At 67.4% G+C, this 21,574-nt stretch carries 14 protein-coding genes; 5 read left to right on the plus strand and 9 right to left on the minus strand.

Features of this window, described 5'->3' with window-relative positions; all coding sequences use genetic code 11:
* Positions 1 to 129: 129 nt before the first annotated feature.
* Both gatA and mnmA read left to right on the plus strand, forming a co-directional pair.
* Entirely contained in the window at positions 130 to 1,641 is a 1,512-nt protein-coding gene (gene gatA / locus DESTE_RS15155) for an Asp-tRNA(Asn)/Glu-tRNA(Gln) amidotransferase subunit GatA (RefSeq protein ID WP_035068470.1), read from the plus strand.
* Between the two features lie 45 nt (positions 1,642 to 1,686).
* Entirely contained in the window at positions 1,687 to 2,742 is a 1,056-nt protein-coding gene (mnmA, locus tag DESTE_RS15160; RefSeq protein ID WP_035068471.1) for a tRNA 2-thiouridine(34) synthase MnmA, read from the plus strand.
* A 218-nt stretch (positions 2,743 to 2,960) separates the two neighbouring features.
* Here mnmA and DESTE_RS15165 read toward each other — a convergent pair whose 3' ends face one another.
* The 6 genes from DESTE_RS15165 to uvrC form a co-directional block, all read right to left on the minus strand.
* Positions 2,961 to 4,274: an EAL and HDOD domain-containing protein gene (locus DESTE_RS15165; RefSeq protein WP_051384501.1), complete on the minus strand. Its 1,314-nt coding sequence runs from the start codon at positions 4,272 to 4,274 to the stop codon at positions 2,961 to 2,963.
* A 404-nt stretch (positions 4,275 to 4,678) separates the two neighbouring features.
* Positions 4,679 to 5,224: a response regulator gene (locus DESTE_RS15170; protein ID WP_245590870.1), complete on the minus strand. Its 546-nt coding sequence runs from the start codon at positions 5,222 to 5,224 to the stop codon at positions 4,679 to 4,681.
* Between the two features lie 134 nt (positions 5,225 to 5,358).
* Positions 5,359 to 5,655 carry a phage regulatory CII family protein gene (locus DESTE_RS15175; RefSeq protein ID WP_035068476.1) on the minus strand — a complete coding sequence of 99 codons (297 nt, stop codon included), beginning with the start codon at positions 5,653 to 5,655 and terminating at the stop codon, positions 5,359 to 5,361.
* Between the two features lie 177 nt (positions 5,656 to 5,832).
* Positions 5,833 to 7,506 (minus strand): sigma 54-interacting transcriptional regulator, encoded by a 1,674-nt coding sequence (locus tag DESTE_RS15180; protein ID WP_035068479.1) that lies wholly within the window; start codon positions 7,504 to 7,506, stop codon positions 5,833 to 5,835.
* Between the two features lie 21 nt (positions 7,507 to 7,527).
* Positions 7,528 to 9,177, minus strand: a complete 1,650-nt coding sequence (locus DESTE_RS15185) for a sensor histidine kinase (protein ID WP_035068481.1) — start codon at positions 9,175 to 9,177, stop codon at positions 7,528 to 7,530.
* Between the two features lie 317 nt (positions 9,178 to 9,494).
* Positions 9,495 to 11,726, minus strand: coding sequence for an excinuclease ABC subunit UvrC (gene uvrC, locus DESTE_RS15190; RefSeq protein ID WP_035068484.1), 2,232 nt, complete (start codon positions 11,724 to 11,726; stop codon positions 9,495 to 9,497).
* A 321-nt stretch (positions 11,727 to 12,047) separates the two neighbouring features.
* Between uvrC and DESTE_RS15195 the strand changes: the two genes are divergently transcribed.
* On the plus strand, positions 12,048 to 13,445 hold the full coding sequence (locus tag DESTE_RS15195; RefSeq protein ID WP_035068486.1) for an outer membrane homotrimeric porin: 1,398 nt from the start codon (positions 12,048 to 12,050) through the stop codon (positions 13,443 to 13,445).
* 310 nt (positions 13,446 to 13,755) lie between these two features.
* The gene (locus tag DESTE_RS15200) at positions 13,756 to 15,177 is read left to right on the plus strand and encodes an outer membrane homotrimeric porin (protein ID WP_035068488.1); all 1,422 of its coding nucleotides are present in this window, start codon (positions 13,756 to 13,758) and stop codon (positions 15,175 to 15,177) included.
* Positions 15,178 to 15,378: 201 nt separating this feature from the next.
* On the opposite strand, the gene DESTE_RS15205 is transcribed toward DESTE_RS15200, so the two are convergent.
* Positions 15,379 to 16,050 carry a CBS domain-containing protein gene (locus DESTE_RS15205; protein WP_035068490.1) on the minus strand — a complete coding sequence of 224 codons (672 nt, stop codon included), beginning with the start codon at positions 16,048 to 16,050 and terminating at the stop codon, positions 15,379 to 15,381.
* A 283-nt stretch (positions 16,051 to 16,333) separates the two neighbouring features.
* On the opposite strand from DESTE_RS15205, the gene DESTE_RS15210 reads away from it, so the two are divergent.
* A complete protein-coding gene (locus tag DESTE_RS15210; protein ID WP_035068493.1) occupies positions 16,334 to 17,200 on the plus strand; it encodes a YitT family protein in 867 nt (288 codons plus the stop codon).
* Between the two features lie 241 nt (positions 17,201 to 17,441).
* On the opposite strand, the gene DESTE_RS15215 is transcribed toward DESTE_RS15210, so the two are convergent.
* Both DESTE_RS15215 and DESTE_RS15220 read right to left on the minus strand, forming a co-directional pair.
* Positions 17,442 to 18,536 (minus strand): hypothetical protein, encoded by a 1,095-nt coding sequence (locus DESTE_RS15215; protein WP_035068495.1) that lies wholly within the window; start codon positions 18,534 to 18,536, stop codon positions 17,442 to 17,444.
* Positions 18,537 to 18,987: 451 nt separating this feature from the next.
* Complete coding sequence (locus DESTE_RS15220) at positions 18,988 to 21,516, minus strand: tetratricopeptide repeat-containing diguanylate cyclase (RefSeq protein ID WP_245590871.1); 2,529 nt, start codon at positions 21,514 to 21,516, stop codon at positions 18,988 to 18,990.
* Positions 21,517 to 21,574: the final 58 nt, after the last annotated feature.

Genomic DNA, 21,574 nt, shown 5'->3' on the forward strand with positions numbered 1-21,574 from the left:
AACATGTTCCCCCGGCGGGGTTCGGGGCGGCGCCCCGATTCCTTGCCCCCCTCTCGTGCAGATATTTTTCGGAAAGTTCACAGACAAGCCCCCGCGCAGGCGGCGGCATGCACAGCCAAGGATAGTGAGATGTCCGATACGTCCACCGCAATCGTTTCCCTGTCGCTGGCCGAAGTGCGCGACCGGCTGGTCCGGCGCGAACTGACGGCGGAGCAGGTCACCGCCGCGTGTCTTGACCGCATCACGGCCACCGAGCCCGCCATTGCCGCGCTGCTCACCAACCGGGCAGAGGCTGCGCTGGACGAAGCCCGCGCGCTGGACGCGGCCGGGCCGGATCCGGCAAAGCCCCTGTGGGGCGTGCCGCTGACGGTCAAGGACGCCCTGACCACGGCGGGCACCCGCACCACCTGCGGCTCGCGCATCCTCGGCGACTTCACCCCGCACTACGACGCTTTTGCCGTTGGCAAGTTGCGTGAGGCGGGTGCGGTGATCCTGGGCAAGACCAACATGGACGAATTCGCCATGGGTTCGTCCACCGAAAATTCCGCCTTCGCCCCCACCCGCAACCCGTGGAACGTGGCGCGTGTGCCGGGCGGCTCCAGCGGCGGTTCCGCCGCCAGCGTTACCGCCGGGCAGTGCTTCGGGTCGCTCGGCACCGATACGGGCGGCTCCATCCGCCAGCCCGCATCCCTGTGCGGCTGCGTGGGGCTGAAGCCGACCTACGGGCGCGTGTCGCGCTTCGGGCTGGTGGCCTACGGTTCGTCGCTGGACCAGATCGGCCCGCTGACCCGCACTGTTGAGGACGCGGCCCTGCTGCTGTCGGTCATCGCCGGGCACGACCCGCGCGACGCCACCAGCGCCACCCTGCCCGTTGACGACTACATGGGCGCGCTGGCCGCCCGCAAGGACCTGTCCGGGGTACGCATCGGCGTGCCGCGCGAATTCCGGGGCGAGGGCATCGACCCCGAGGTGTCCGCAGCCTGCGAGGCCGCGCTGGATACGGCCAGGGGCCTCGGCGCCAGCATCGTGGACGTGGAACTGCCGCACACCCCTTACAGCATCGCGGCGTACTATATCATCGCCCCGGCAGAGGCCAGTTCCAACCTGGCCCGCTTCGACGGGGTGCGCTACGGCCGCCGGGCGGAAAGCCCGCGCGACCTGGCCGACCTGTACGTGCGGTCCCGGGCCGAGGGATTTGGCGACGAGGTGCAGCGGCGTATCATGCTGGGCACCTACGTGCTGTCGTCCGGCTACTACGATGCCTACTACCGCAAGGCCGCCCAGGTCCGCCGCCTGATCCGCGAGGATTACGAGAAGGCCCTGACCCAGTGCGACGTGCTGTGCGGCCCGGCATCCCCGGTGACGGCGTGGGGCCTTGGCGAACTGACCAGCGACCCGCTGAAGATGTACATGATGGACGTGTTCACCCTGTCGCTGAACCTGGCGGGCCTGCCGGGCCTGTGCATTCCCGTGGGCATGGGCAGCCGTACCGGCATGCCCGCGGGCCTGCAGATGCTGGGGCGGGCCTTTGGCGAGGGCGACCTGCTGGCGACGGCCAACGTGCTGTCCGGCGCGCTGGGCGTGCCGGGGGTGGCGCCCGTCGCGCCCGCAGCTTCGGCAGCCGCCGGGGCAGGCGCGTAAGCGCATCCGGATGACTTCACCCCGTACCACGGCAGCACACGCAGCATGACAATCGCCGTCGCACTCAGCGGAGGCACCGACAGCCTGTTCGCGCTCCTGCTCCTGCTGGAGCAGGGGCAGGACGTGTTCGGCCTGCATGCGCGCTTTCTGCCCCCGCGTCCCCACCAGCCTTCGGGCAACCCAGACCCGACCGAGGCAATAGGACAGCAGTGCGCCCGCCTTGGCGTGGACTTTCACGCCGTGGACCTGGCCGATGCCTTCGAAGAGGCCGTGGTGGCCCCGTTCATCGAGGAATACGTGGTGGGGCGCACGCCCAACCCCTGCGCCCGGTGCAACGCCGCCATGAAGTTCGGGTTGCTGCTGGACGCCGCGCACGCCCTTGGCGCGGCGCGTCTGGCCACGGGCCATTACGTGCGCCAGTTGCGCCACCCGGAGTGGGGCATGACTTTGCAGCGCGGGACGGATCCGGCCAAGGACCAGAGCTACTTCCTGTCGCTGGTGGAGCGCGCCCGGCTGGAGCAGGCCGTGTTTCCGCTGGGCAACTGGCGCAAGGAACAGGTGAAGGCGGAACTGGTGAAGCGGAACATCGTGCCGCCGCTGCCGTCGGAAAGCCAGGAAATCTGCTTCGTGCCCGGCGACGACTACCGTGCCTTCCTGCGTGACCGGCAGGCGCGCCTGCCCGGCCCCGGCCCCATCGTGACCATGCGCGGCCGCAAGATCGGCAGCCACAAGGGGTTGTGGCAGTATACCGAAGGCCAGCGGCGCGGCCTTGGCATCGCCTGGGAAGAGCCGCTGTACGTGGTGGGCAAGGACATGGAGAACAACGTGCTGCTGGTGGGCGGGCGCGAGCATCTGGCCGCGCGCGGCTGCCTGACCGAGGACGTGAACCTGCTGGTGGACCCGGCAGACTGGCCCACCGAAATCAGCGTGCGCACCCGCTACCGCCAGGCCCCCCAGCCCGCCCGGGTGACCGTGGGGGATACCGGCATGGCCGTGCGCTTTCGCGAGCCGCAAACGCCGCCCGCACGGGGGCAGGTGGCGGCGGTGTACGACGCCGAGGGCCACGTGCTGGCCGGGGGCGTCATTCTGGGGCCGGTGTAGCCCAGTCAGCCTGACGCCATCGCGGTCCGGCGGCTCACCGGTTCCTCCGTTCCGGTTCTGTCCGTTCGTCCGATCACACGGGGCCGACAGGGCCGCACAGGGCCTTGTCCTGCGTGCCCGCCACGGTCGCCGCCCACCTTCCCCCCCGCCTCATTTCTTCCCGCGTAGTTTCCCCGCGTTTCGACCACGGGCCCTTGCGGTCGTGGCGGCCTTCGCTCCTACTGCGTCGTGCAGATGCACTGCGATACGTTCAGGGCTTGCAGGTAGCGGTGCGTCAGCAGCGACATGTCCAGTCCCAGTTCGGCAAAGCCTCGTGCGGCGTTGCCGAAGTCTCCCCGCTCGTACGACTCCACCACGTGCAGCCAGTGGGCCAGCGCGCCACGCCGCTCGATGAGCGCCTCGTCGATGTCGCTGCTGAGTCGGATATCCGCCAGAACCGCTTCCATGGGCATGCCCAGGATCGCGTCCAGCAGCGAGAACAGACCGGTCAGGTACAGCCTGTCCGGCGGTGGCCCGCCCGTGGTGCTGTTGCGCAACGCCTCGGCAAAGATGCCCCTGAACACCGACATGCGGATCAGTTCCGGCACGAACGGTCCCTTGGCGATGCCGGAAAGCAGCGCGGCACACAGCCACCGGCGCAGCCCCACCTCACCCATGAGCCTGGCCGCGAACTCCACGGACGATACCCGTGCGGTGAAGGAAAAGTGTGCGGAATTCAGGTAGCGCAGCAGCCGGTAGGACAGCGAGACATCGGCCCTGATGGCCTCGATGAGGCGCGGGGTGGTGCTGCTGCCGGAAGCGAATATCTTGATGGTTTTCAGTCGCAGGGCCTGAGTGGTGCTGACGGTACACCCGGATGCCAGTTGAGGGCGCGCCAGGAAATATCCCTGGAACAGATGACACCCCAGCTTGCGGCAGTATTCCAGCGTGGCCCGGTCCTCGATCTTCTCGGCCACGACCCTGGCCCCGCCGGAAAGCACCCGCTCCACATCCCGCGCCACGTCGGCGCGCGGTCTGCGCAACACCTCCACTTTCACGTAGTCCGCCAGGGGCAGCAGTGCGTCCATGGGTCCCGGCCCTGCGTAGTCGTCAAGGGCGATGGTGAATCCACGCCGCTTGAGCGCGGCCAGTTGGGCCATCACGCCGGGCAGGGCCGGTGTACTTTCCAGCACCTCGATGCAGGTGCGGGCCGGGTCGAGCATGTTGGCCAGACCGCTGAGCAGCAGGGATTCGTCGAAGTTGACGAACAGCATCCGGGCGTCGCCCAGGCTGTCCATGATCAGCGGCAGGCCGTCGATGATCACCGAGGACGTGGCGACGGCGTCGGAGAATGGTGGGCAATTGCCAGGCGGCCAGCATGCGCTTCTGTACAGCAGTTCGAATCCGAAAATATGATTGGCGGTGTCAAAGATGGGCTGGTGCGCGACCATGACGGGCGTGCTTCCGGCTCTTGCCTGTGCCGTATCGCAGGCGGCCTTGGCAGGCGTTGTGTTGTCGGGAGGACGGGCGACGTTGTTCTGGAATTTTTTCATGTGGTTTCCATTCATGAATTCTGTGGTGTTATGGATTTCACATGAACTATCCGGAATTCGTGTTCATCGACAGTCGGGCGAGCCCCATGAATGAATATGCGTACGCGCTATCGATGGGGAAGATAGTTGGGGGCGTGGAGCGGGCAGAAGCAGGAAGGGGTATGACGAAGGTAGTGTTGGCGCGGGGCTGGGTGGGGACGGCGCTTTGGGGATGCGGGTCCGGCATGGGGGGGATGACGTTTGAACGAAGGGAGGTGAATGGAAGCAGGCGCAGCCAGATCAGCATGCCCGCGCACATGGATCTGCGCGGGCGCGTTCCTGGTGTCCGGCGTGTTCGGCACGTGACAATCTGCGGGGTGGACGGTGCAGATGGATGCCAGGCGGGCAGGCGGGGAAAGGGAGGTTCAGCAGAGCTTGGGCAAAGGCATGGACACGTGGGGGGAATCCGGGTGGCTGGCGGTGGCGGCCAGTACGCGCGGCGCGGCCACGGTGCGGAGTGCCCCGCGCAGCACGTCGGTGTCCAGCGGTTTGGGCAGCACGGCGTCCGCGCCCATGAGATGGGCGGTACGGATGGCCGATTCCATGTCCATGACCGGGGTGCCGCCGGACATGGCGATGACCTTGACCCCCGGAAACTCGCGCCGCAGTTGCGCAATGGTGGCCAGGCCATCCTGCTCGGGCATGATGATGTCGGTGATCACCACATCGGCGGGGGTCGTGCGTTGGCGGGTCATGCACGTGCGCCCGTTGTCCGCCGTGGCCACCTCGTGCCCCCAACTGCACAGCAGGGCTTCGAGAAAGCACAGCGTCACGGCATCGTCGTCCACGACCAGAATCCGCACCTTGACCTCCAGTGGTTGCGGGGACGGCCCGCAGGATGATGGCGCGCCGGGGGTGGCGCGGGGGCTTGCCTGTGCCGGGCGGCTTTCGCTGGCGCCACGGGGCAGCATATGGACTCAAGCCTGCAAATGCCAGTGCCCGGTCAATGCCCGGTCAGTATATGGCCAATGTCTGGCCAATGTCTGGCCAATATTCGACCGGTACATGCCGTGGGACTATCGGGTTGCTTTCCGTGGGTGCCGGGCTAGCGTTCGGCGGACATGCGCAACGGCAGCAGGGTGCGGTGAATTTCCGCGCCGCCCGCATCGGGTTCCAGGCGGTAGCCCAGTTGCCGCGCCATGTATTCCAGCGGCCTGATGTTGCCGGTGTGCTTCATGATTTCAAGCAGCGTTTCCACGCCCAGCTTGGCCCCGGTATCGTACGGATTGATCTCGCGCAGCAGGGTGGAGTAGGGCTTGCCTATTTCCTTGGCCAGCGCCTTGGTCGGGGTGGGGCTGTCCAGCACGATGCCATGGACGATCTTGGTCAGTTCGGAAAGCATGAGCGGTCTCCTGGTTGGTGATCTGGAGTTACACACTCACGCCATATCAAAAGTCATACCACGGTGTTATTTTTATGATTAGTCAATGAAAAAACATGGTTGCATTGTTCTGTCGGCTAAACGACAAAGGGGTGATGTAACCTTTATAGGCACTTTGTCTTGTTAAAATTGACAATGTCATTGTTTTATGGACGCTTCGTCATCCCTCCATTGTCGCATCACCCCGTGCTTGCGGAGCAGCGCGTACAGCCGCTGGCGCGACAGCCCGGCCATGCGGGCGGCCCTGGTGATGTTGCCCTCGCTGGCCAGCAGCAGATGGTGCAGGTAGCCCTTTTCCACGCTGCCCAGAGCGGCATTGCGGTGGTCCTTCCAGGCCTGCGGCGGGGCTGGGCACGGGCGTGGCGTGCTGCCCGGGGGCAAGGGGGCGGGAAAAAGTTCGACCGGGCAGGGCTGGCCCGGCAGTCCCCCGGCGGCGGCAGGGCAGATGTCCGGCGGCAGGGCGCCATCCCGTGCTGCCGGGTGGGCCGCGCAAGGCTTGCCCGGCGCAAATCCGCCCAGCCCCCATTGCCCGGCCTGTCCGGCGACACATACCATGCCTGCCATTCCGGCGTTCCCCGCCGTACCCACCGTACCCACCGTACTGGGCGCACCGGTGGCATTGGCCCCGGTTCCGGGCGCCAGCCGGTGGCGCACCATGCGGGCCCGCAACGGAACGGGCAGGTGTTCCAGGTGTACCACCGGCTCCTCGCGGGCCAGCAGCAACACCCCCTCCACCACGTTGACCAGTTCGCGCACGTTGCCGGGCCAGTCGTGCGCGGCCAGGGCCTCGAACACATCCGGTTCGAAACCCTTGGCGCCGATGCCGTCGCGGCGGCAGATGCGCGCTGCGTGGGTGGTGACCAGTTCGCGGATGTCCTCCTTGCGTTCGCGCAGGGGGGGCAGTTGCAGTTCCACGGCCTGCAGGCGGAACAGCAGATCCTTGCGAAAGGCGCCGCGTTCGGCCATGTCCGGCAGGTTGCGGTTGGTGGCGGCCACCAGGCGGAAGTCGCTTTCCACCTCTTCCTTGCTGCCGATGGGCCGGAACCGCCGCTCCTGCAGCACGCGCAGAAAGGCCTTCTGCTGGGCCAGGGGCAGTTCACCCACCTCGTCCAGGAACAGGGTGCCGCCGTGCGCCTGGCGGATGAGCCCCGCGCGCGATTCCAGGGCGCCGGTGAACGCCCCGCGCTGGTAGCCGAACAGTTCGCTGTGCAGCAGCGAGCGTGACAGGGCCGCGCAGTCCAGGGTGATGAACGGGCCGGAGGCGCGGCGGCTGTTGCGGTGCAGGGCCCGCGCGAACAGTTCCTTGCCGGTGCCCGTTTCTCCGGTGACGAGCACGGCGGCGTCGCCCATGGCGGCCTCGGCCAGCCGTTCCAGGCAGGCGGCCAGGCGGGGGCTGGCGCCCACGATGCCTCCGGTGTCCAGCGGTCGGCGTTGCTGGCGTGACTGCCGGTTGCGGTGGCGCAGGGCGCGATCCAGGGTGAAGCGCATCTGCTCCAGCGAGGCGGGCTTTTCCACGTAGTCCCACGCCCCGTCGGTGATGGCCAGTTCCGCGCCGTCCGGGTCGCCCGCGGCAGTGACGATGATGATCTCGGGCGGGCTGGCCATGTGGCGCAGCCGGGGCAGCATGTCCAGGCCGTTGCCGTCGGGCAGGCGCACGTCCAGGAACACGGCGTCGAACACGTCGCGTTCCAGCAGGCGCGCGCCGTCCGCCAGCGAATGGGCGGCGGACGAGGCGTGTCCTTCCATCTCCATGGCCGAGCGCAGCATTTCGCAGAACAACTCGTCGTCGTCGATGATGAGCACATTGGCCATGCGTCAGGCTCCTGGGCAGGCTCAGCCGGCCACGGGCAGCAGGATGTCCACCATGCAGCCCAGGCCCGGCCCTGCCACGATGTCCAGCCGCCCGCCGTGGGCCCGCACGATGCCCGCGGCGCGGGCCAGACCGCGTCCCTTGCCCTCGTGCCGGGCCTTGGTGGAAAAATAGGGGTCGCGCATGCGGCACAGGGTGTCCGCATCCATGCCCTTGCCGGTGTCGCGCACCCGTACGCGCACCCAGCGGCCGGGAAGGCGGGGCGAGGCCGGGACCAGGGTGGTTTCCACCAGAATGCGTCCGGCGGGGCTGTCATCGTCAGGGGACGTGCGCGCGGAATGGGCGGGTGATGCCGGAGAAGCGCTGCCCGTGCCGTCCGGCGATTGCGTGGTGCGCATCCGGTCCACATCCGCGCCCTGCACCGCCCAGGCGGCGTTGCGCCATATCTCGGCAAAGGCTTCGCGCAGGCGGGCCGCATCCACGCGTACCAGCGGGAGCCGGTCGGGGTGGGACAGCCGGTCGGCGTGGGAGGGCTGCCCCTGAGGGCCGGGCTGGCTGGTGGCGACCGGGGAGGGCGAGGCTGCCCCGGCTGCCCTTGCAGCCGTGGATGCTGTGGACGCCGTGGACGCCGTGGACGCCGTGGACGCTGGGGGTGACTGGAGTGACGGGGAGAGCCGCTCCGGGGGCAGGCCGCAGGATACCGCCCACCGGGCGTCGGGAGGCAGTTCATCCGCCAGTTCGGCGCACCATGCGGTGACCAGCGCGTGCAGGTCGACAGGTTCCGTGTTCAGGTCCACCCGCCCGGCAACGGACTGGGCAAAGGCGATGACTTCGCGGGCGCGCTGGCAGCCCAGCACGATGTTGTCCAGGCTGCGCAGCACCATGGGGTCGGTGGCGTGCGGCGTGGCGGGTGCCGCGTGCAGGCGCGAGATGGCGATTTCCGCGAACCCGAGGATGGAGGCCACCACGTTGCCGAAGTCGTGCGCCAGACCCACGGACAGGGCGTCCAGCGCCTGGCGCAGATGGGCGTCCGGCACAGCGGGGTGTGGATACGGCGTTGCCGCTGCATCCACTCCGGCAGGATCGTTCGTCCCGACAGGCAGGTCCGGCAATTCCGGCTTGGCCGGCGTATCAGGCATATCCTGCATATCAGGCATATCAGGCATATCAGGCAGATATGGCAGGCTTGGCAGATATGGCAGGCTTGGCAGGTCTGGCAGATCTGGCAGATCGGGGGCATGCAGTTGCAGCAGCACGCCTGCACGCCCATGGGTCGCTGGCCGGCCGCTGGTGTCGGCAGCAGGATCAGGCGGGTCTTGCAGGGCGGGGCAATCGGGGATGGCGCGCGCTTCGGCAGGGGACAGGGTGCACACCAGCACGCCTCCGCGCACGCGGGCGTGGCGTGGCCCTGCCGCAGGCGTGCGCCCGTTGCCCGCTGCGTCGTGCGGGTGGTGCGGGTCCTGCCGGGCGGGGGGGAGGTCCAGCAGCCAGAGCCATCCCGCGCAGGGAGGGCAGGTTTCGGACAGCGGCAGCAGGTCGTGCAGCATGGCGCCGGATGGGGGCGCTGCAAGGCCCAGTGCGCGCAGGAACAGTCCGCTCACGCCAAGCACGCGGCCCGAGGGGGCCACCGCGCAAAGGCCGGTTCCGGCATGGTCGTGCAGCAGGCGTGTCATGTGCTTCCCGCGTCCAAAGGATGCGGCGGGGAATCCGCCGGAGTTTCCATGGCGGCCCCATACTGCGCAAAGTTGCGCTGCAAGGCAATGGGCCGGTCCATGGAACCTGCGGAGCGCACGGGGAAAACCGTGTGATCGGCGGCAGTCGGGCGCGGATTGCCGAAGGGAGGGCGCACGCAGTCGTGGCGGGCTTTTTGTCGGACGCCCCGTCAGCAGATGATTGCCGGGGATACCTGCCAGAGAGGCCTGTCCGTGAAGTCTGCCAGCGGATGGCCCCGCGCGGCGTGCGCCAGCAGGGGGGAGGGGCCGACATCCCGTCAGCGGCGGCGGGAGGTGTCCATCTCCTTCAGTCGCTGGTGTATCTGGCGTGCCCGGCGCGGGCCGATGCCCGGCACTTCCGCCAGTTCCTTCTCGCTGGCGGCGCGCATGGCGGCCAGCGTGCCGAAGCGGTCCCACAGCAGGCGCGCGGTCTTGGGGCCCACCCCTTCCACGCGCTGCAATTCGCCGGTCAGGGCCGCCCCGGCGCGGGCACGGCGGTGCCGCCCGATGGCGAAGTCGTGCACGGCGTCGCGCACGTGCTGAAGAAACAGCAGTTCCGGCGCGCCGTCGCGCAGGGGCAGCGGGTTGGCCCGGCCCGGCAGGAATATGCGGTCGGCCACGTTGCCCGCGCGGCGGTCGGCCCGGCCATCCTCTGTGCGGGCCTTGGCGATGGAGGCCAGCGCGAACAGCCCTTCTCCGCCTGCCTCGCGGACGGCCCGCTGCACGGCGGAAAGCTGGCCGCGCCCGCCGTCAATCAATACCAGGTCCGCCCACGGCGGGCCGGAGGCGATGCGCCGCCGGGCCCACTCGGCCAGGGCGGCGTAGTCGTCGCCTGCCGTGAAGGTGAGGAACTGGCCAGTGTTGTCGGTGGAGGTTTCGGGGGCCTCGCCCGCCTGCCCGTCCATGTTCTCGTCTGGCAGACAGCCTGGCAGACCGTCTGGCGCGTTGGAGGCAGGCAGGTCGGCGGGGCTGCCCGCCGGACGGTCGGCGGGACGGTCCACAAGACGGTCGAGGGCATAGGCCCGCCAGGCGTCGCGTACCGGGCGTCCATCCTCGAAGACCACCATGCCCGCGCGGGTGGAACGGCCCCCGGTGTGTGAAATGTCCACGGCCTCCACCCGGCGCACCGGCGCGGGCAGGTGCAGGGCGCGGGCCAGCAGGTCGGGCAGGGGGGCTTCCGCCTCGCGGCGGGCATGTTCGCGGGCGTTGGCGGCGGCCATGTCCACCAGCCGGTTCTCTTCGGGCGAGCGGGGCGCCACGATGCGCACCGGACCGCCGCGCAGGTCGGCCAGGGTTTCCTCTATGGCGCGCAGGCTCATGTCCGTGGCCGCCTGGGGGGAGATGGGCGCGGGCGGATGGAGGGGAGCCAGCGCGCCCGATTCCTCTGATTCGGCCAGTTCGGCCAATGGAGACGATGCATCCGGTGCTGCTGCGTCGCCCAACCCTTCAGGGGGGAGCGGTACAGCCGTGGCCGGGGAAGTCCCGGCGGCGTCGTTTTCCCCCGTCCCTTCTGTCCCTTCTGTCCCTTCCGTCCCTTCGGTCACGGGCAGCCACGGCACCACGATGCGCGCGGGAATGGCCGAATGCGGGCCGTAGAACTGCCCCAGGAAGCTCAGCAGCAGTTCCGGGGCCTCCTCGAAGCCAAGGCCCGGCCACAGGAAGGCCCGGCCATCCAGCACCGCGCCCTGGCGCACGAACAGCACGCCAAGTCCCAGCCCGCCGCCGGTGTCCGCGATGCCCACCACGTCCAGGTCGCCCCCGCCCGGCAGCACGGCGGCCTGGCGTTCCACAGTGCGTTCCACTGCGCGGATCTGGTCGCGCAGCCCGGCGGCACGTTCGAACTCCAGCGCCTCGGAGGCAGCTTCCATCTCCGTGCGCAACTGGCCCACCAGTTCGCCCGAGCGGCCCGCCAGCAGCATCTCCACCCGCTGCACCAGCGCGGCGTATTCGCCCTGCGGCACATCGAACACGCACGGGGCAAGGCACTGCCCTATGAAATGATACAGGCAGGGGCGCACCCGGTTTTCCAGTGCCCTGTCCGTGCAGCGGCGCAGGGGAAAGGCACGGTGAATGGCCTTCCACGTGGCGCGGGCCGCCCCGGCGGAGGTGAACGGGCCGTAATACTGGGCGCCGTCGCGGCGCACTGCGCGCACGATGTCCAGGCGCGGGTAGGGATGCTTCTTCTGCAGGCGAAAGAGCACGTACTGCTTGTCGTCGCGCAGCACGATATTGTAGCGGGGCCGATGCTTCTTGATCAGGCTGGCCTCCAGCAGCAGCGCCTCCTTTTCGGTGGTGGTGCTGAGGGTGTCCAGCCGTTCGGCCTGGCGCAGCATGGCGATGGTCTTGGGCGTTTGCGGCGGCGGCGCGCCTTCGGCGGCCTCCCGGAAGTAGGACGCGATGCGCTTGCGCAGGTGCTTGGCCTTGCCCACGTACAGGATGCGCCCGGCGGCGTCCTTATACAGGTAGACTCCGGGCGTATCGGGAATGCTGGACATTACGGGCTTTTGCATGCGGAAGAAGGGCGGCCCGCCGGGGCGGTGCCATGTGTCAAAAGCGTGACTTTCGGGTGGCGGGCCGTGGGCAAAGGAAACGTGAAGTGCGCGCCGCCGCGTTCCGGTCTCCCCCATCGGCTTGCGTGCGTCAAGCGTTGGCGGGGCACGGCCGGATGGTGCGGCCGGTTTCGGGGGCGGCGGACCAAAATCCTCTACCGTAAAAAAAATTTTACACCGACTCTTGCCAAGGTTTTCCGGGTGGAGTACGTTCCATCCCGAACCTCGTGTTCCCGCGTCAGGAACATCGCACTTGAACCGCAAAGGAAGGAAGGGAAAACAATGAAGCGCATCGTTACTCTGATGCTCGCCGCCATGCTGGTGCTCGGCTCCGTCGCCGGCGCCTCGGCCGCCGACATCAAGGTGAAAGGCCAGTGGGACTTCGCGTTCCAGTGGCTGGACAACACCAACTTCCAGGATAGTGACCAGGACGGCAACAGCGAAGACGACTTCGACGCCCGTCAGCGCCTGCGCACCCAGATCGACATCATCGCCAGCGAAAACCTGCGCGGCGTGGTGTTCTTCGAAATCGGCGACACCATCTGGGGCCGCGGCTCCCAGGGCGGCGCTCTCGGCGCCGACGGTACCGTCGTTGAAGTGAAGCGTTCGTACATCGACTGGACCGTGCCCAACACCGACCTGATGGTCCGCATGGGCATCCAGGGCCTGGCCCTGCCTGGCGCCGTGGCCGGTTCGCCGGTTCTCGACGACGACGTGGCCGCCCTTACCCTGAGCTACAAGTTCAACGACATGGTCGGCCTGACCGCCTTCTGGGCGCGTCCGTACGACAACGATTCCGGCAATACCACCAACGACTCCAATGACATGGACGAGCTCGACCTGTTCGGCCTGGTCGTGCCCGTGACCCTCGACGGCGCCAAGATCACCCCTTGGGCGATGTACGGCTCCCTCGGCAAGGATGTGAACCCCACCGCCACCGGCGCCAACGGCGGTTCCGGCCGTCAGGCCGCCTACGGCCTGCGTCCTGTGAATCCCACCGGTTCCAGCACCTTCTCTGACGACACCAGCGCCTGGTGGGGCGGTGCGTCCTTCGAACTGACCATGTTCTCGCCCCTGTCCTTCAAGATGGACGCCATGTACGGCGCCGTTGACGGCGACGACGAAGAAATGGATCGTTCCGGCTGGATGGTTATCGGTGCTGTCGACTACAAGATGGACATGATGACCCCCGGCATCTTCGCCTGGTACGCCTCTGGTGACGACGACGACGCCACCAACGGTTCCGAGCGCATGCCCTACGTCATGCCCGACTTCGGTCCCACCTCCTTCGGCTTCGACAAGGTCGGCGCGCCCATCGCCACCGACTCCATCGTGTCCGTCAGCGGTACCGGCATGTGGGGCGTTGGCGTGCAACTGGCCAACATCTCCTTCGTGGAAAACCTGAAGCACACCGTTCGCGTTGTGTACATGCAGGGCACCAACGACGAAGACATGGCCGCCGCCGCTGGCAACCCGGTCAAGACCGACAACGGCATCTACATGACCGAAGAAGACAGCGCCATCGAAGTGAACATCGATCACTTCTACAAGATCTACGACAACCTGGACCTGATCGTTGAAATGGGCTACATCAAGGCCGACTTCGACGAAGACACCTGGGGCACCGACGACTTCAGCGACGCCTGGAAGCTCGGTTTCAACCTCAAGTACAGCTTCTAGGTTGCATTGTTCCTGACGCACTCCGAGGGGAGGCCGCAAGGCCTCCCCTTTTTGCGTGGTTCGCCCAGGCGGGCAATGGACTGTGGTAAAGGCAGGCGCGGGTACAGCCCATGCACCCGCTCAGAACGGCTAAGGGTGTCTTGGGTTGTTTGTGTATATAGTGATAATTGCCAATTTTGTCGTACAAAAAATGGGCGCAGTTGCGGGAGAAAAGAGCCTGTCGCACGATTGTTGCCAAAATTTTAAACTTCGGGTAGGTAGTGCGGGTGGTTTCAGGCAACCCCCAACAGCAAAGAAGGAAGGAGCTTTCATGAAACGTTTTGCTACCCTGATGCTGGCCTTCGCACTGGTGCTGGGCGCCTTCTCCGCTGCCCAGGCCGCCGACATCAAGGCCAAGGGCGTGTGGGCGTTCGATTTCTCGTGGCTGGACAGCGGCGACTACACCTCCATGGATGACGACAGCCGCAGCGATGACGACTTCTCCGCCAGCCAGCGCTTCCGCACCCAGATCGACGTCATCGCCAGCGAATCCCTGAAGGGCGTCGTGTTCTTTGAAATCGGCAACACCGTGTGGGGCCGTGGCGACCAGGGCGGCGCGCTTGGCGCTGACCGCACCAACGTCGAAGTGCGTCGTTCGTACATCGACTGGATGGTGCCCAATACCGCCCTGAAGGTGCGCATGGGTATCCAGGGTCTGGCCCTGCCCGGCGCCGTGGTGCCTTCCTCCCCCGTGTTCGACGACGACGTGGCCGCCCTTACGCTGTCCTACGCCGTCAACGACATGGTGGGCGTGACCGCCTTCTGGGCGCGTCCGTTCGACAACGATTCGGGCAACACCACCAACACCAAGAACGACTTCGACGAAGTCGACGTGTTCGGCCTGGCCGTGCCCGTGACCCTGGACGGCTTCAAGGTCACCCCCTACGGCGTGTACGCTTCCGTGGGCAAGGACGTGAATCCTGGTGCCGCTACGGCCACTGGTGGCTGGGAATTCCAGCAGGGCATGCTGAGCATGGCTGAATCCATTGCTCCTGCGGGCATCGACCAGGGCTCTGACACCTACAACGCCTGGTGGGGCGGCGTGGCGTTCGAAATGAGCGCCTTCTCGCCCTTCTCGCTGAAGGTCGACGCCGTGTACGGCTCCAAGACCGCCGACGACGACGCTGAATCCGCCGAGCGCGCTGGCTGGTTGGTTGCCGCCCTTGCCGAATACCAGCTCGACATGGTCAAGCCCGGCATCCTGGCCTGGTACGGCTCTGGCGAAGACGACGACATCACCGACGGTTCCGAACGCATGCCTTCCCTCTCCCCCACCGGTTGGGGCGTGACCAGCTTCGGCTTCCCCGGTTCCGTGTACCGCCAGGACACCTACTTCGGTCTTAACGGCGCCGGCACCTGGGCCGTGGGCCTGCAGCTGGCCGACATCACCTTCATGGAAAACCTGTCCCACGTGTTCCGCGTGGTGTACATGCAGGGCACCAACGACGCCGACGTGGTGAAGGGCAACAGCGCCGTCATCACCGCGTTCGCTCCCACCGCTGGTGAAGTGTTCCTGACCGACGAAGACAGCGCCATCGAAGTGAACTTCGACACCACCTACAAGATCTACGAGAACCTTTCCCTCGTGGTCGAAATGGGCTGGATCAAGCTCGACATGGATGAAGACACCTGGGGCACGGACGACTACTCCGACGCCAAGAAGCTGGTCTTCAACTTCATCTACGAGTTCTAAGCCTTACTCTGCCTGAAACCGCACACCCCGCCGGGGGCCGCAAGGCCCCCGGTTTTCTTTTTTCCGGCACCGGGACGAAGGGTGCCTGCACAGGGTGATAGGCACGAAAACGGCCCGCACCTTTTTGGGGGGTGCGGGCCGTGTACGATCAGAAGACGGGGGCGGACGAATGCCAGGCGGCAGGGCCGATCCGTTGCGCCGCTAGGCGGGGTGCACGTTGTCGCGCGCCCAGTACATGAGCGTGAAGCGGCTCTTTACCGCTTCGATGATGCGGTTTTCCTCGGCGCGGTCCATGGGCAGGATGCGGATGTACACCCGGCGGGTGGGGCCGCTGGAATCGTCCATGGAGGTGAGGATGGAGATGATGCGCGCGTTGTGTTCGCGCAGGGTGTCCACGATGGGCTTCAAGGTGCCGGGGGTGTTTTCCAGTTCAAAGGCGAACTGCACGCCGCCGTGGCGCACGCCGGTGATGGTGATGAGCACCTTGAACACGTCGCTGTCGGAAATGATGCCCACCAGCTTGCCCGCGTCGTCGACAACGGGCAGACCGCCGATGCGCTTTTCGATCATGTTCAGGGCCACGGTTTCCACCGTGTCGTCGGCGCGCACCGTGAACGGGTCGCGCGTCATGATGTCTTTGACCTTGATTTCGGAAAGCAGATAGTACAGCTCGTGCATGTCGAGCGTGGTGGCCTTGGAGGGCGAGGCTTCCTTGATGTCCCGGTCGGAGACGATGCCGATCAGACGGCCTTCGGCGTCCACCACGGGCAGGCGGCGGATGCGGTTCTCCTTGAGGATTTTGGAGGCCTTCATCATTGACGTATCAGGCGTTACGGTGATGACATCCTGGGTCATCCATTCGCGAATGAGCATGGGGTAAATCCTCCCTCGTGGCGGATGGTACGCGTTGACGGTCTAGGGTATCCTGTTGGAACCATTCTATACCTGTTTCCGGGCGGAGCACAACCACCCGCCGGGCGCCCGACGGGAAGAACCGCGCCGAATTCTTCGAAACATCCGGTGCCGGGCATGCGCGGTCGGCACGGCGGGGCTGTCCGGCCAGGCGGGGCAGTGGTAAAACGGGCAACGGCACGCAGTCTCATGGCCGGCAGTGACACGTTCCGTCACGGCGTTGGCAGGCAACAGGGGGAAGAAGATGTTCGAAAGGGAATTGCGCAACGTCAGCATGACCGTATGGTGGAACCTGGCGCTGCTGACCATCGGGGGCACGCTGTTCTCGCTGGGCATGAAGTCCATTGCCGTGCCGCACGGGTTCATCTCCGGCGGCATCTTCGGCACGGGCATCTATATCTACTACGCGACGGGCATTCTGTCGCCTGCCGTGTGGTACCTGCTGCTCAACTTGCCCATCTTCGTGCTGGGCTGGCTGTTCGTGAGCCGTCGCTTCTTCCTGTACAGCCTGTACGGCACGGCGGTGACCACCATAGCCGCGCAGTTCATCACCTGGCAGGCGCACATCACCAACCCGCTGCTGGCAGCGGTGGCGGCAGGCACCGTATGCGGGGCGGGCCTTGGCATCGTGTTGCGTTCGCTGGGCAGCGAAGGCGGCATGACCATCATTGCCATCATACTGCACCAGCGCTGGAGCATGCGCGTGGGACAGGTGAGCTTTCTCTACAATTTCGTGCTGTTCATGGTTGGTCTGGCCACGCTGGACGTGGACATGGTGCTGTATTCCGTCATTCTGGTATACACGTATTCACAGGTGATGGATTACGTGCACTCGCTGTTCAACCAGCGCAAGATGGTGTTCATCGTTTCAGAATGTGCGGAATGCATCGCGGCGGAGATATTGCAGCATCTGCACAGAGGCGCCACATTCCTGCAAGGAAAGGGCGCCTTTACAGGACGCGACAAGCAGGTGCTGATGACCGTGGTGCAGAACTATCAGCTGAAGCGTCTGGAAGAAACGGTGTTCCGGCATGACCCCAACGCGTTCATGATCGTGGAGAACACCTTCAACGTGCTGGGAACGGGGTTTTCCAAGAGAAAGGTCTACTAGGCTCCGGCGCGGGTGATTGTGAGGCCGTACTGGTGCGGGCCGTATGGGTATGAGCGGACTGGTGCGAGCCGTACTTGTATGAGCGGACTGGGCGCGGAAAGGCGCAGGGATGGCGGGAACCACATGGCGGCACGCTGCGGCGGCGGGCAGGGGATACCCTGTGCGCCGTCGCATTTTTGCGCGGGTTGCATGGAAGGCCTGACGGCAGGATGCCACGGGCGCGGTGTCGGTCGATGGAGCGTCAGTCCGTCTCGATGATGCGCAGGCTGGCGCACAGCGCAGCCATGATGTCGGGGACCGGCCCACCGGTGCTGCACAGGCAGACCGCCACCAGTTTGTTTGCGTCCCCGACAAGCCATGCCGCGCCTTCCTCGTGGATGGCGGCGCGTGCCAGACCACGCAACATGGGCAGGGCGCCGAGCAGCGTGCGGCGCGCAACGCGTTGCCAGAAGGCGGATTCCCGGGCGCGGTTCGGTTGGCAGTGGGGCAGGCGCGCGTGCACCTCGCGCGTGTCCAGGCCTGCCTTGCGGGCGGCCCAGTGGCGCAGGGGCAGCCCCTGCAGTACCACGTTGGCGGGCGCAAGCCGCTCCACGGACAGGGTGTCCGCCCCCCGGCGAAAGTGCAGGGCGCACAGGCCGGGGCGAAAGGTGAAGTCGCGCAGGGCAAAACCGGCGGGCGCCGCAAGTTCCAGGTCGTGCAGCCGGAAGGGCACGGCTTCATGCCGGGGGTGCAGGCGCAGGGTGGTCAGTACCGACGCGGCTTCCAACAGGGAGGCCTCGTCGGGTTGCGGGGCGTGCAGCCGGGTTACGGGCGGGGTCGCGCCGGTTTCGGCGGCGTCCTTGCCGTCATGTGCGGTATGGGCATCCAGAACCGCCGGGGCGTCATGATCCTTGCGAGCCTTCGGGCCACCATGGGCATCACGATCGTCCGGGGCGGTGGCAGGCCCCGCCGGAAAGCGCACCTCGATGTTGCAGCGGGCTTCGCCGTCATGGCACAGCGCCCCGCAGCCCCCGTGCCAGGCAAAGGGCACGTAGGTCAGCCGGGGGCGCAGCGCGGCCAGCACCTGCGCCCAGCGGGCGGGCACCCGGCGCGGGTCGGCGGTGAAGCCGGGCAGGCGGCGGTTCTGGCGTTCCAGGGCCGCACGGCGGCGCGGGATGGAAAATTCGGCGGGATCGGGCCGCCAGGCGCATTCCAGGGTGGTGCGGCCGTGCCGGGCCAGCGACAGGAAATGGTGCTCCACGTCGTGGGGCTGCCAGTCGTACGGGACGGACAGGCTCAGGCCGTTCCAGGCGATGTGCCGCAGATGCGGCTCTGGTGATGGGGGCGCGGGGTCCATGTGGTCCGGTCAGGATACCGGCGGGGTAGGGGGGAGGGGCTGCGGCCGCGCGCGGCCGGATCGGGCCGTTGCGGTTGCGGTGAGGCAGGGGGGAACGTCAGTGGCGTTCCGGGCGTCGGGTTCCTCACATTGAAAGAGTACCCAATCAATTGGCAGTGCGCAAGGGGCGCGCAATGGGGCCAGCCGCCGCGCGGCAGTGCGGTCACCCCGTGTCATCCCGTATCAGGCCGTGTCAGGCCGTGTCTCCCCGTATCAGGCCGTATCGGGCCGTATCGGGCCGCGTCAGGCCGCGTCAGGCCGCGTCAGGCCGCGTCAGGCCGTGTCACCCGATTGCAGGCCGTGTCAGGCCGTGTGGGCCCATGCTGCTCCATGCGATTCCGGCGCCGCTTGGAGCCGCCCCTGTCGCGTCCTGCGTGGCAAGCGCCACGAACCCGCCGCACCATTCCGTTCTTCAGCGTTCCCCGGCCCGCAGCAGGGCCTCGCGGGCGTCATGGTCGCGCCCGCGGACCTGCAGGGCGCGGGCCAGTTCCAGCCAGCCCTGTTTCAGGTCGGGCCGCAGGGCCACGCTTTGCCGGGCCATCACTTCCGCGATTTCCGGATCCTCGCCGCCGTCCAGGTACAGCCGGGCCATGAGCTGCAAGGCGATGGCGTCCTGCGGGTTGTGCAGCAACGCCTCGTGCAGGTGTTCGCGGGCCTCGTCCGGGCGGCCCTGGCGCATGCACAGCCGGGCCAGGTGGCGGCAGGTCAGCGCCGCGCCGCCGGCCAGTTTCGCGGCCTTGGTGTAGTACTGGCGGGCCTGGGCGAAGCGTTTCTCGCCTTCGGCCAGTTGCCCCAGGCGGATCAGGGCGTAGACGTGCCCCGGCGCGTTGCGCAGGCATTTGCGGAAGCAGTCGCGCGCTTCCGCCGTTTCGCCCTCGGACTGGCACACGGTGCCCAGGTTGTACAGGGCCATGGGGTCGCCGGGCTTGCGCGTCAGCGCCTCGCCGAAGTGGCGGCGCGCCTCGGAATGCCGCCCCAGCCCGGCCATGCACACCCCCAGCGAGTTCCAGGCCATGGTGTTGCCTTCGTCCGCCAGCAGGGCCAGCTTGTATTCCTCGATGGCCCCGAAGGTGTCGCCCAGGCTGTAGCGCTTGTCAGCGCTGATGTTCAGCGCCAGCGAATCCAGCACGCCCACGCGCGGCGCGGGCAGCAGCATGGCGTACTCCAGGGCCTTCAGGCAGTTTTCCAGCGTGTCGGCCTTGCGGTAGCTGAGGTACGGATGGCAGGCCACCCCCACGGCGGCCCCGATGCGCAGGCGGCGTTCCAGTTCGTCGCACAGCGCGGCGTAGGTTTCGCGCGCCCCGCCCGGCCCGTCGGGCGTCATGCCGGGGTGGAAGAAGATCAGGCTGTTCAGGCCGTAGCGCCCCCCCAGGGCTTGCGGCCCCAGCAGGTCGCGGCACAGTTGGGCGGCCTCTGCCATCAACTGTTCCGGATGCGCGGCGCGTCCTTCCGGTTCGCGGCCTTCGTCCGACAGGCGGATGAGCGCCAGGGCGAAGGCGTCGCAGCGCTCGCGTTCGGCGCTCCAGCGGGCCAGGAAGTCGCCATGGCGGAACAGCCCGGTCAGCGGATCGGTGCGCGGGGCTTCCCCGCCGCCGTCGCGTACGGTGACGCCCTTTTCCTCGGGCAGCAGGGTCAGCCGGTCGCCGGGTTCCACCGCCCAGGTGGGGTCGCCCACATGCATGATTTCGGCCAGCGAGGTGTTGTCGCGTACCTCCATCAGCACCACCTCGCCCTTGTACAGGGGCTGGCGTGGCTCCTGCGAGCCGCCGCGCACGGGGTAGGCCACCGACCACACGGAAAAGCGCTGCCCTTCACGGGCGTTCATGTTGCCGCCAAGGCTCACCACCACCCGCGACAGGGGCAGGGTTTCCAGCACCCGGCCCCCTTCGGCCAGAATGCGCGAAAAGCCCATCACCGGCACGCCGGGCGCGGCGTCGCCCCCCTTGCCCTCGCCATCTCCAACGGACAGGGCGACGGCCTCCACGGCCACGGCAGCGGCAAGGCGGGCCTTGCGCAGCAGCACCCTGGCCTGTTCGCCATGGTCGCGGGCAAAGGCCGCGCCTTCCATGTCCTGCGGGTAGACGGCGAACCCGGCGGAAACGGCCACCCCCACCGGCTCGTCGGTGAGCCCGCAGGTAATGGTCACCCCGCGCAGGCGGCGCACCATGTCCACGGCCAGCTTGCGGCAGCCGCCGGACGTGCCCGCGGGCACGAACAGGGCGAATTCGAAGTCCCCGGTGCGGGCGGTCAGGGCCTGTTCCGGCGCGGCGCGGCGCAGTTCTTCGGCCAGCGCGGCGATGAGCCGGTCGGCAAAGACGTAGCCGTGGTCGCGCGCCACCTCGCGCAGGCTGCCCAGGCGCACGGCGATGACGCCCATGCTGGCCCGATGCCCGGCGGCCAGGTCGCACTTGCCCTCCGACGCGGTGGAAAAGCAGTCGCGGATGCAGTCCACCTCGCGCGCGATGGCGTCCAATAAATGTTGGCGGGTAGCCAGGCCCGTCACCGGATCGGTCAGGCTGGCCTTGTACAGTTGCAGGTTTTCCAGGCACAGCCCGGCCACGCCCGGCAGCACCGGCGACAGCGCGCGGGCCGTGCGCGCGGGCACGCCGCGCGCCACGAACACGCCCAGTTGTTCGCCCTGATGCATCAGGGGCACCAGCAGCTTGCGCTCCTGCGGCAGCCACAGCGGTTCCGGCCCGCTGGCGGCGCGGGGAAAATACAGGCTGTACGCCTTGAAGGGCAGCACGCGGGCCATGGCGTCGCGCAGGCGGTGTTCGAAAGCGATCAGGTCGCGCCGGGTAAGCGGAACCTGCCATATTGGCGAGGCCGGAGTTGCAGACCGTGCGGCCCGTGAAGGAGGACAGACGGGGTCGGCCTGCGCGGAAGGCCGGGAACTGTCGGACGCGGCGGCGCCGGGTGCTGTGGGCTGCTTCATGGGCATGGCTTATACCGTTTTTCCGCACCGTTGGAAAGGCGTGCGTAACTGCGCGCGGGGTTTC

Origin of the sequence: Nitratidesulfovibrio termitidis HI1, assembly GCF_000504305.1 — a bacterium.
Classification (GTDB): Bacteria; Desulfobacterota; Desulfovibrionia; order Desulfovibrionales; family Desulfovibrionaceae; genus Cupidesulfovibrio; species Cupidesulfovibrio termitidis.

What these genes read in the sequence shown, in the direction of transcription:
- gatA (WP_035068470.1), top strand. Translation starts at nt 130, where the DNA reads ATGTCCGATACGTCCACCGCAATCGTTTCCCTGTCGCTGGCCGAAGTG.
- mnmA (WP_035068471.1), top strand. Translation starts at nt 1,687, where the DNA reads ATGACAATCGCCGTCGCACTCAGCGGAGGCACCGACAGCCTGTTCGCG.
- DESTE_RS15165 (WP_051384501.1), bottom strand. Translation starts at nt 4,274, where the DNA reads ATGAAAAAATTCCAGAACAACGTCGCCCGTCCTCCCGACAACACAACG.
- DESTE_RS15170 (WP_245590870.1), bottom strand. Translation starts at nt 5,224, where the DNA reads ATGCTGCCCCGTGGCGCCAGCGAAAGCCGCCCGGCACAGGCAAGCCCC.
- DESTE_RS15175 (WP_035068476.1), bottom strand. Translation starts at nt 5,655, where the DNA reads ATGCTTTCCGAACTGACCAAGATCGTCCATGGCATCGTGCTGGACAGC.
- DESTE_RS15180 (WP_035068479.1), bottom strand. Translation starts at nt 7,506, where the DNA reads ATGGCCAATGTGCTCATCATCGACGACGACGAGTTGTTCTGCGAAATG.
- DESTE_RS15185 (WP_035068481.1), bottom strand. Translation starts at nt 9,177, where the DNA reads ATGACACGCCTGCTGCACGACCATGCCGGAACCGGCCTTTGCGCGGTG.
- uvrC (WP_035068484.1), bottom strand. Translation starts at nt 11,726, where the DNA reads ATGCAAAAGCCCGTAATGTCCAGCATTCCCGATACGCCCGGAGTCTAC.
- DESTE_RS15195 (WP_035068486.1), top strand. Translation starts at nt 12,048, where the DNA reads ATGAAGCGCATCGTTACTCTGATGCTCGCCGCCATGCTGGTGCTCGGC.
- DESTE_RS15200 (WP_035068488.1), top strand. Translation starts at nt 13,756, where the DNA reads ATGAAACGTTTTGCTACCCTGATGCTGGCCTTCGCACTGGTGCTGGGC.
- DESTE_RS15205 (WP_035068490.1), bottom strand. Translation starts at nt 16,050, where the DNA reads ATGCTCATTCGCGAATGGATGACCCAGGATGTCATCACCGTAACGCCT.
- DESTE_RS15210 (WP_035068493.1), top strand. Translation starts at nt 16,334, where the DNA reads ATGTTCGAAAGGGAATTGCGCAACGTCAGCATGACCGTATGGTGGAAC.
- DESTE_RS15215 (WP_035068495.1), bottom strand. Translation starts at nt 18,536, where the DNA reads ATGGACCCCGCGCCCCCATCACCAGAGCCGCATCTGCGGCACATCGCC.
- DESTE_RS15220 (WP_245590871.1), bottom strand. Translation starts at nt 21,516, where the DNA reads ATGCCCATGAAGCAGCCCACAGCACCCGGCGCCGCCGCGTCCGACAGT.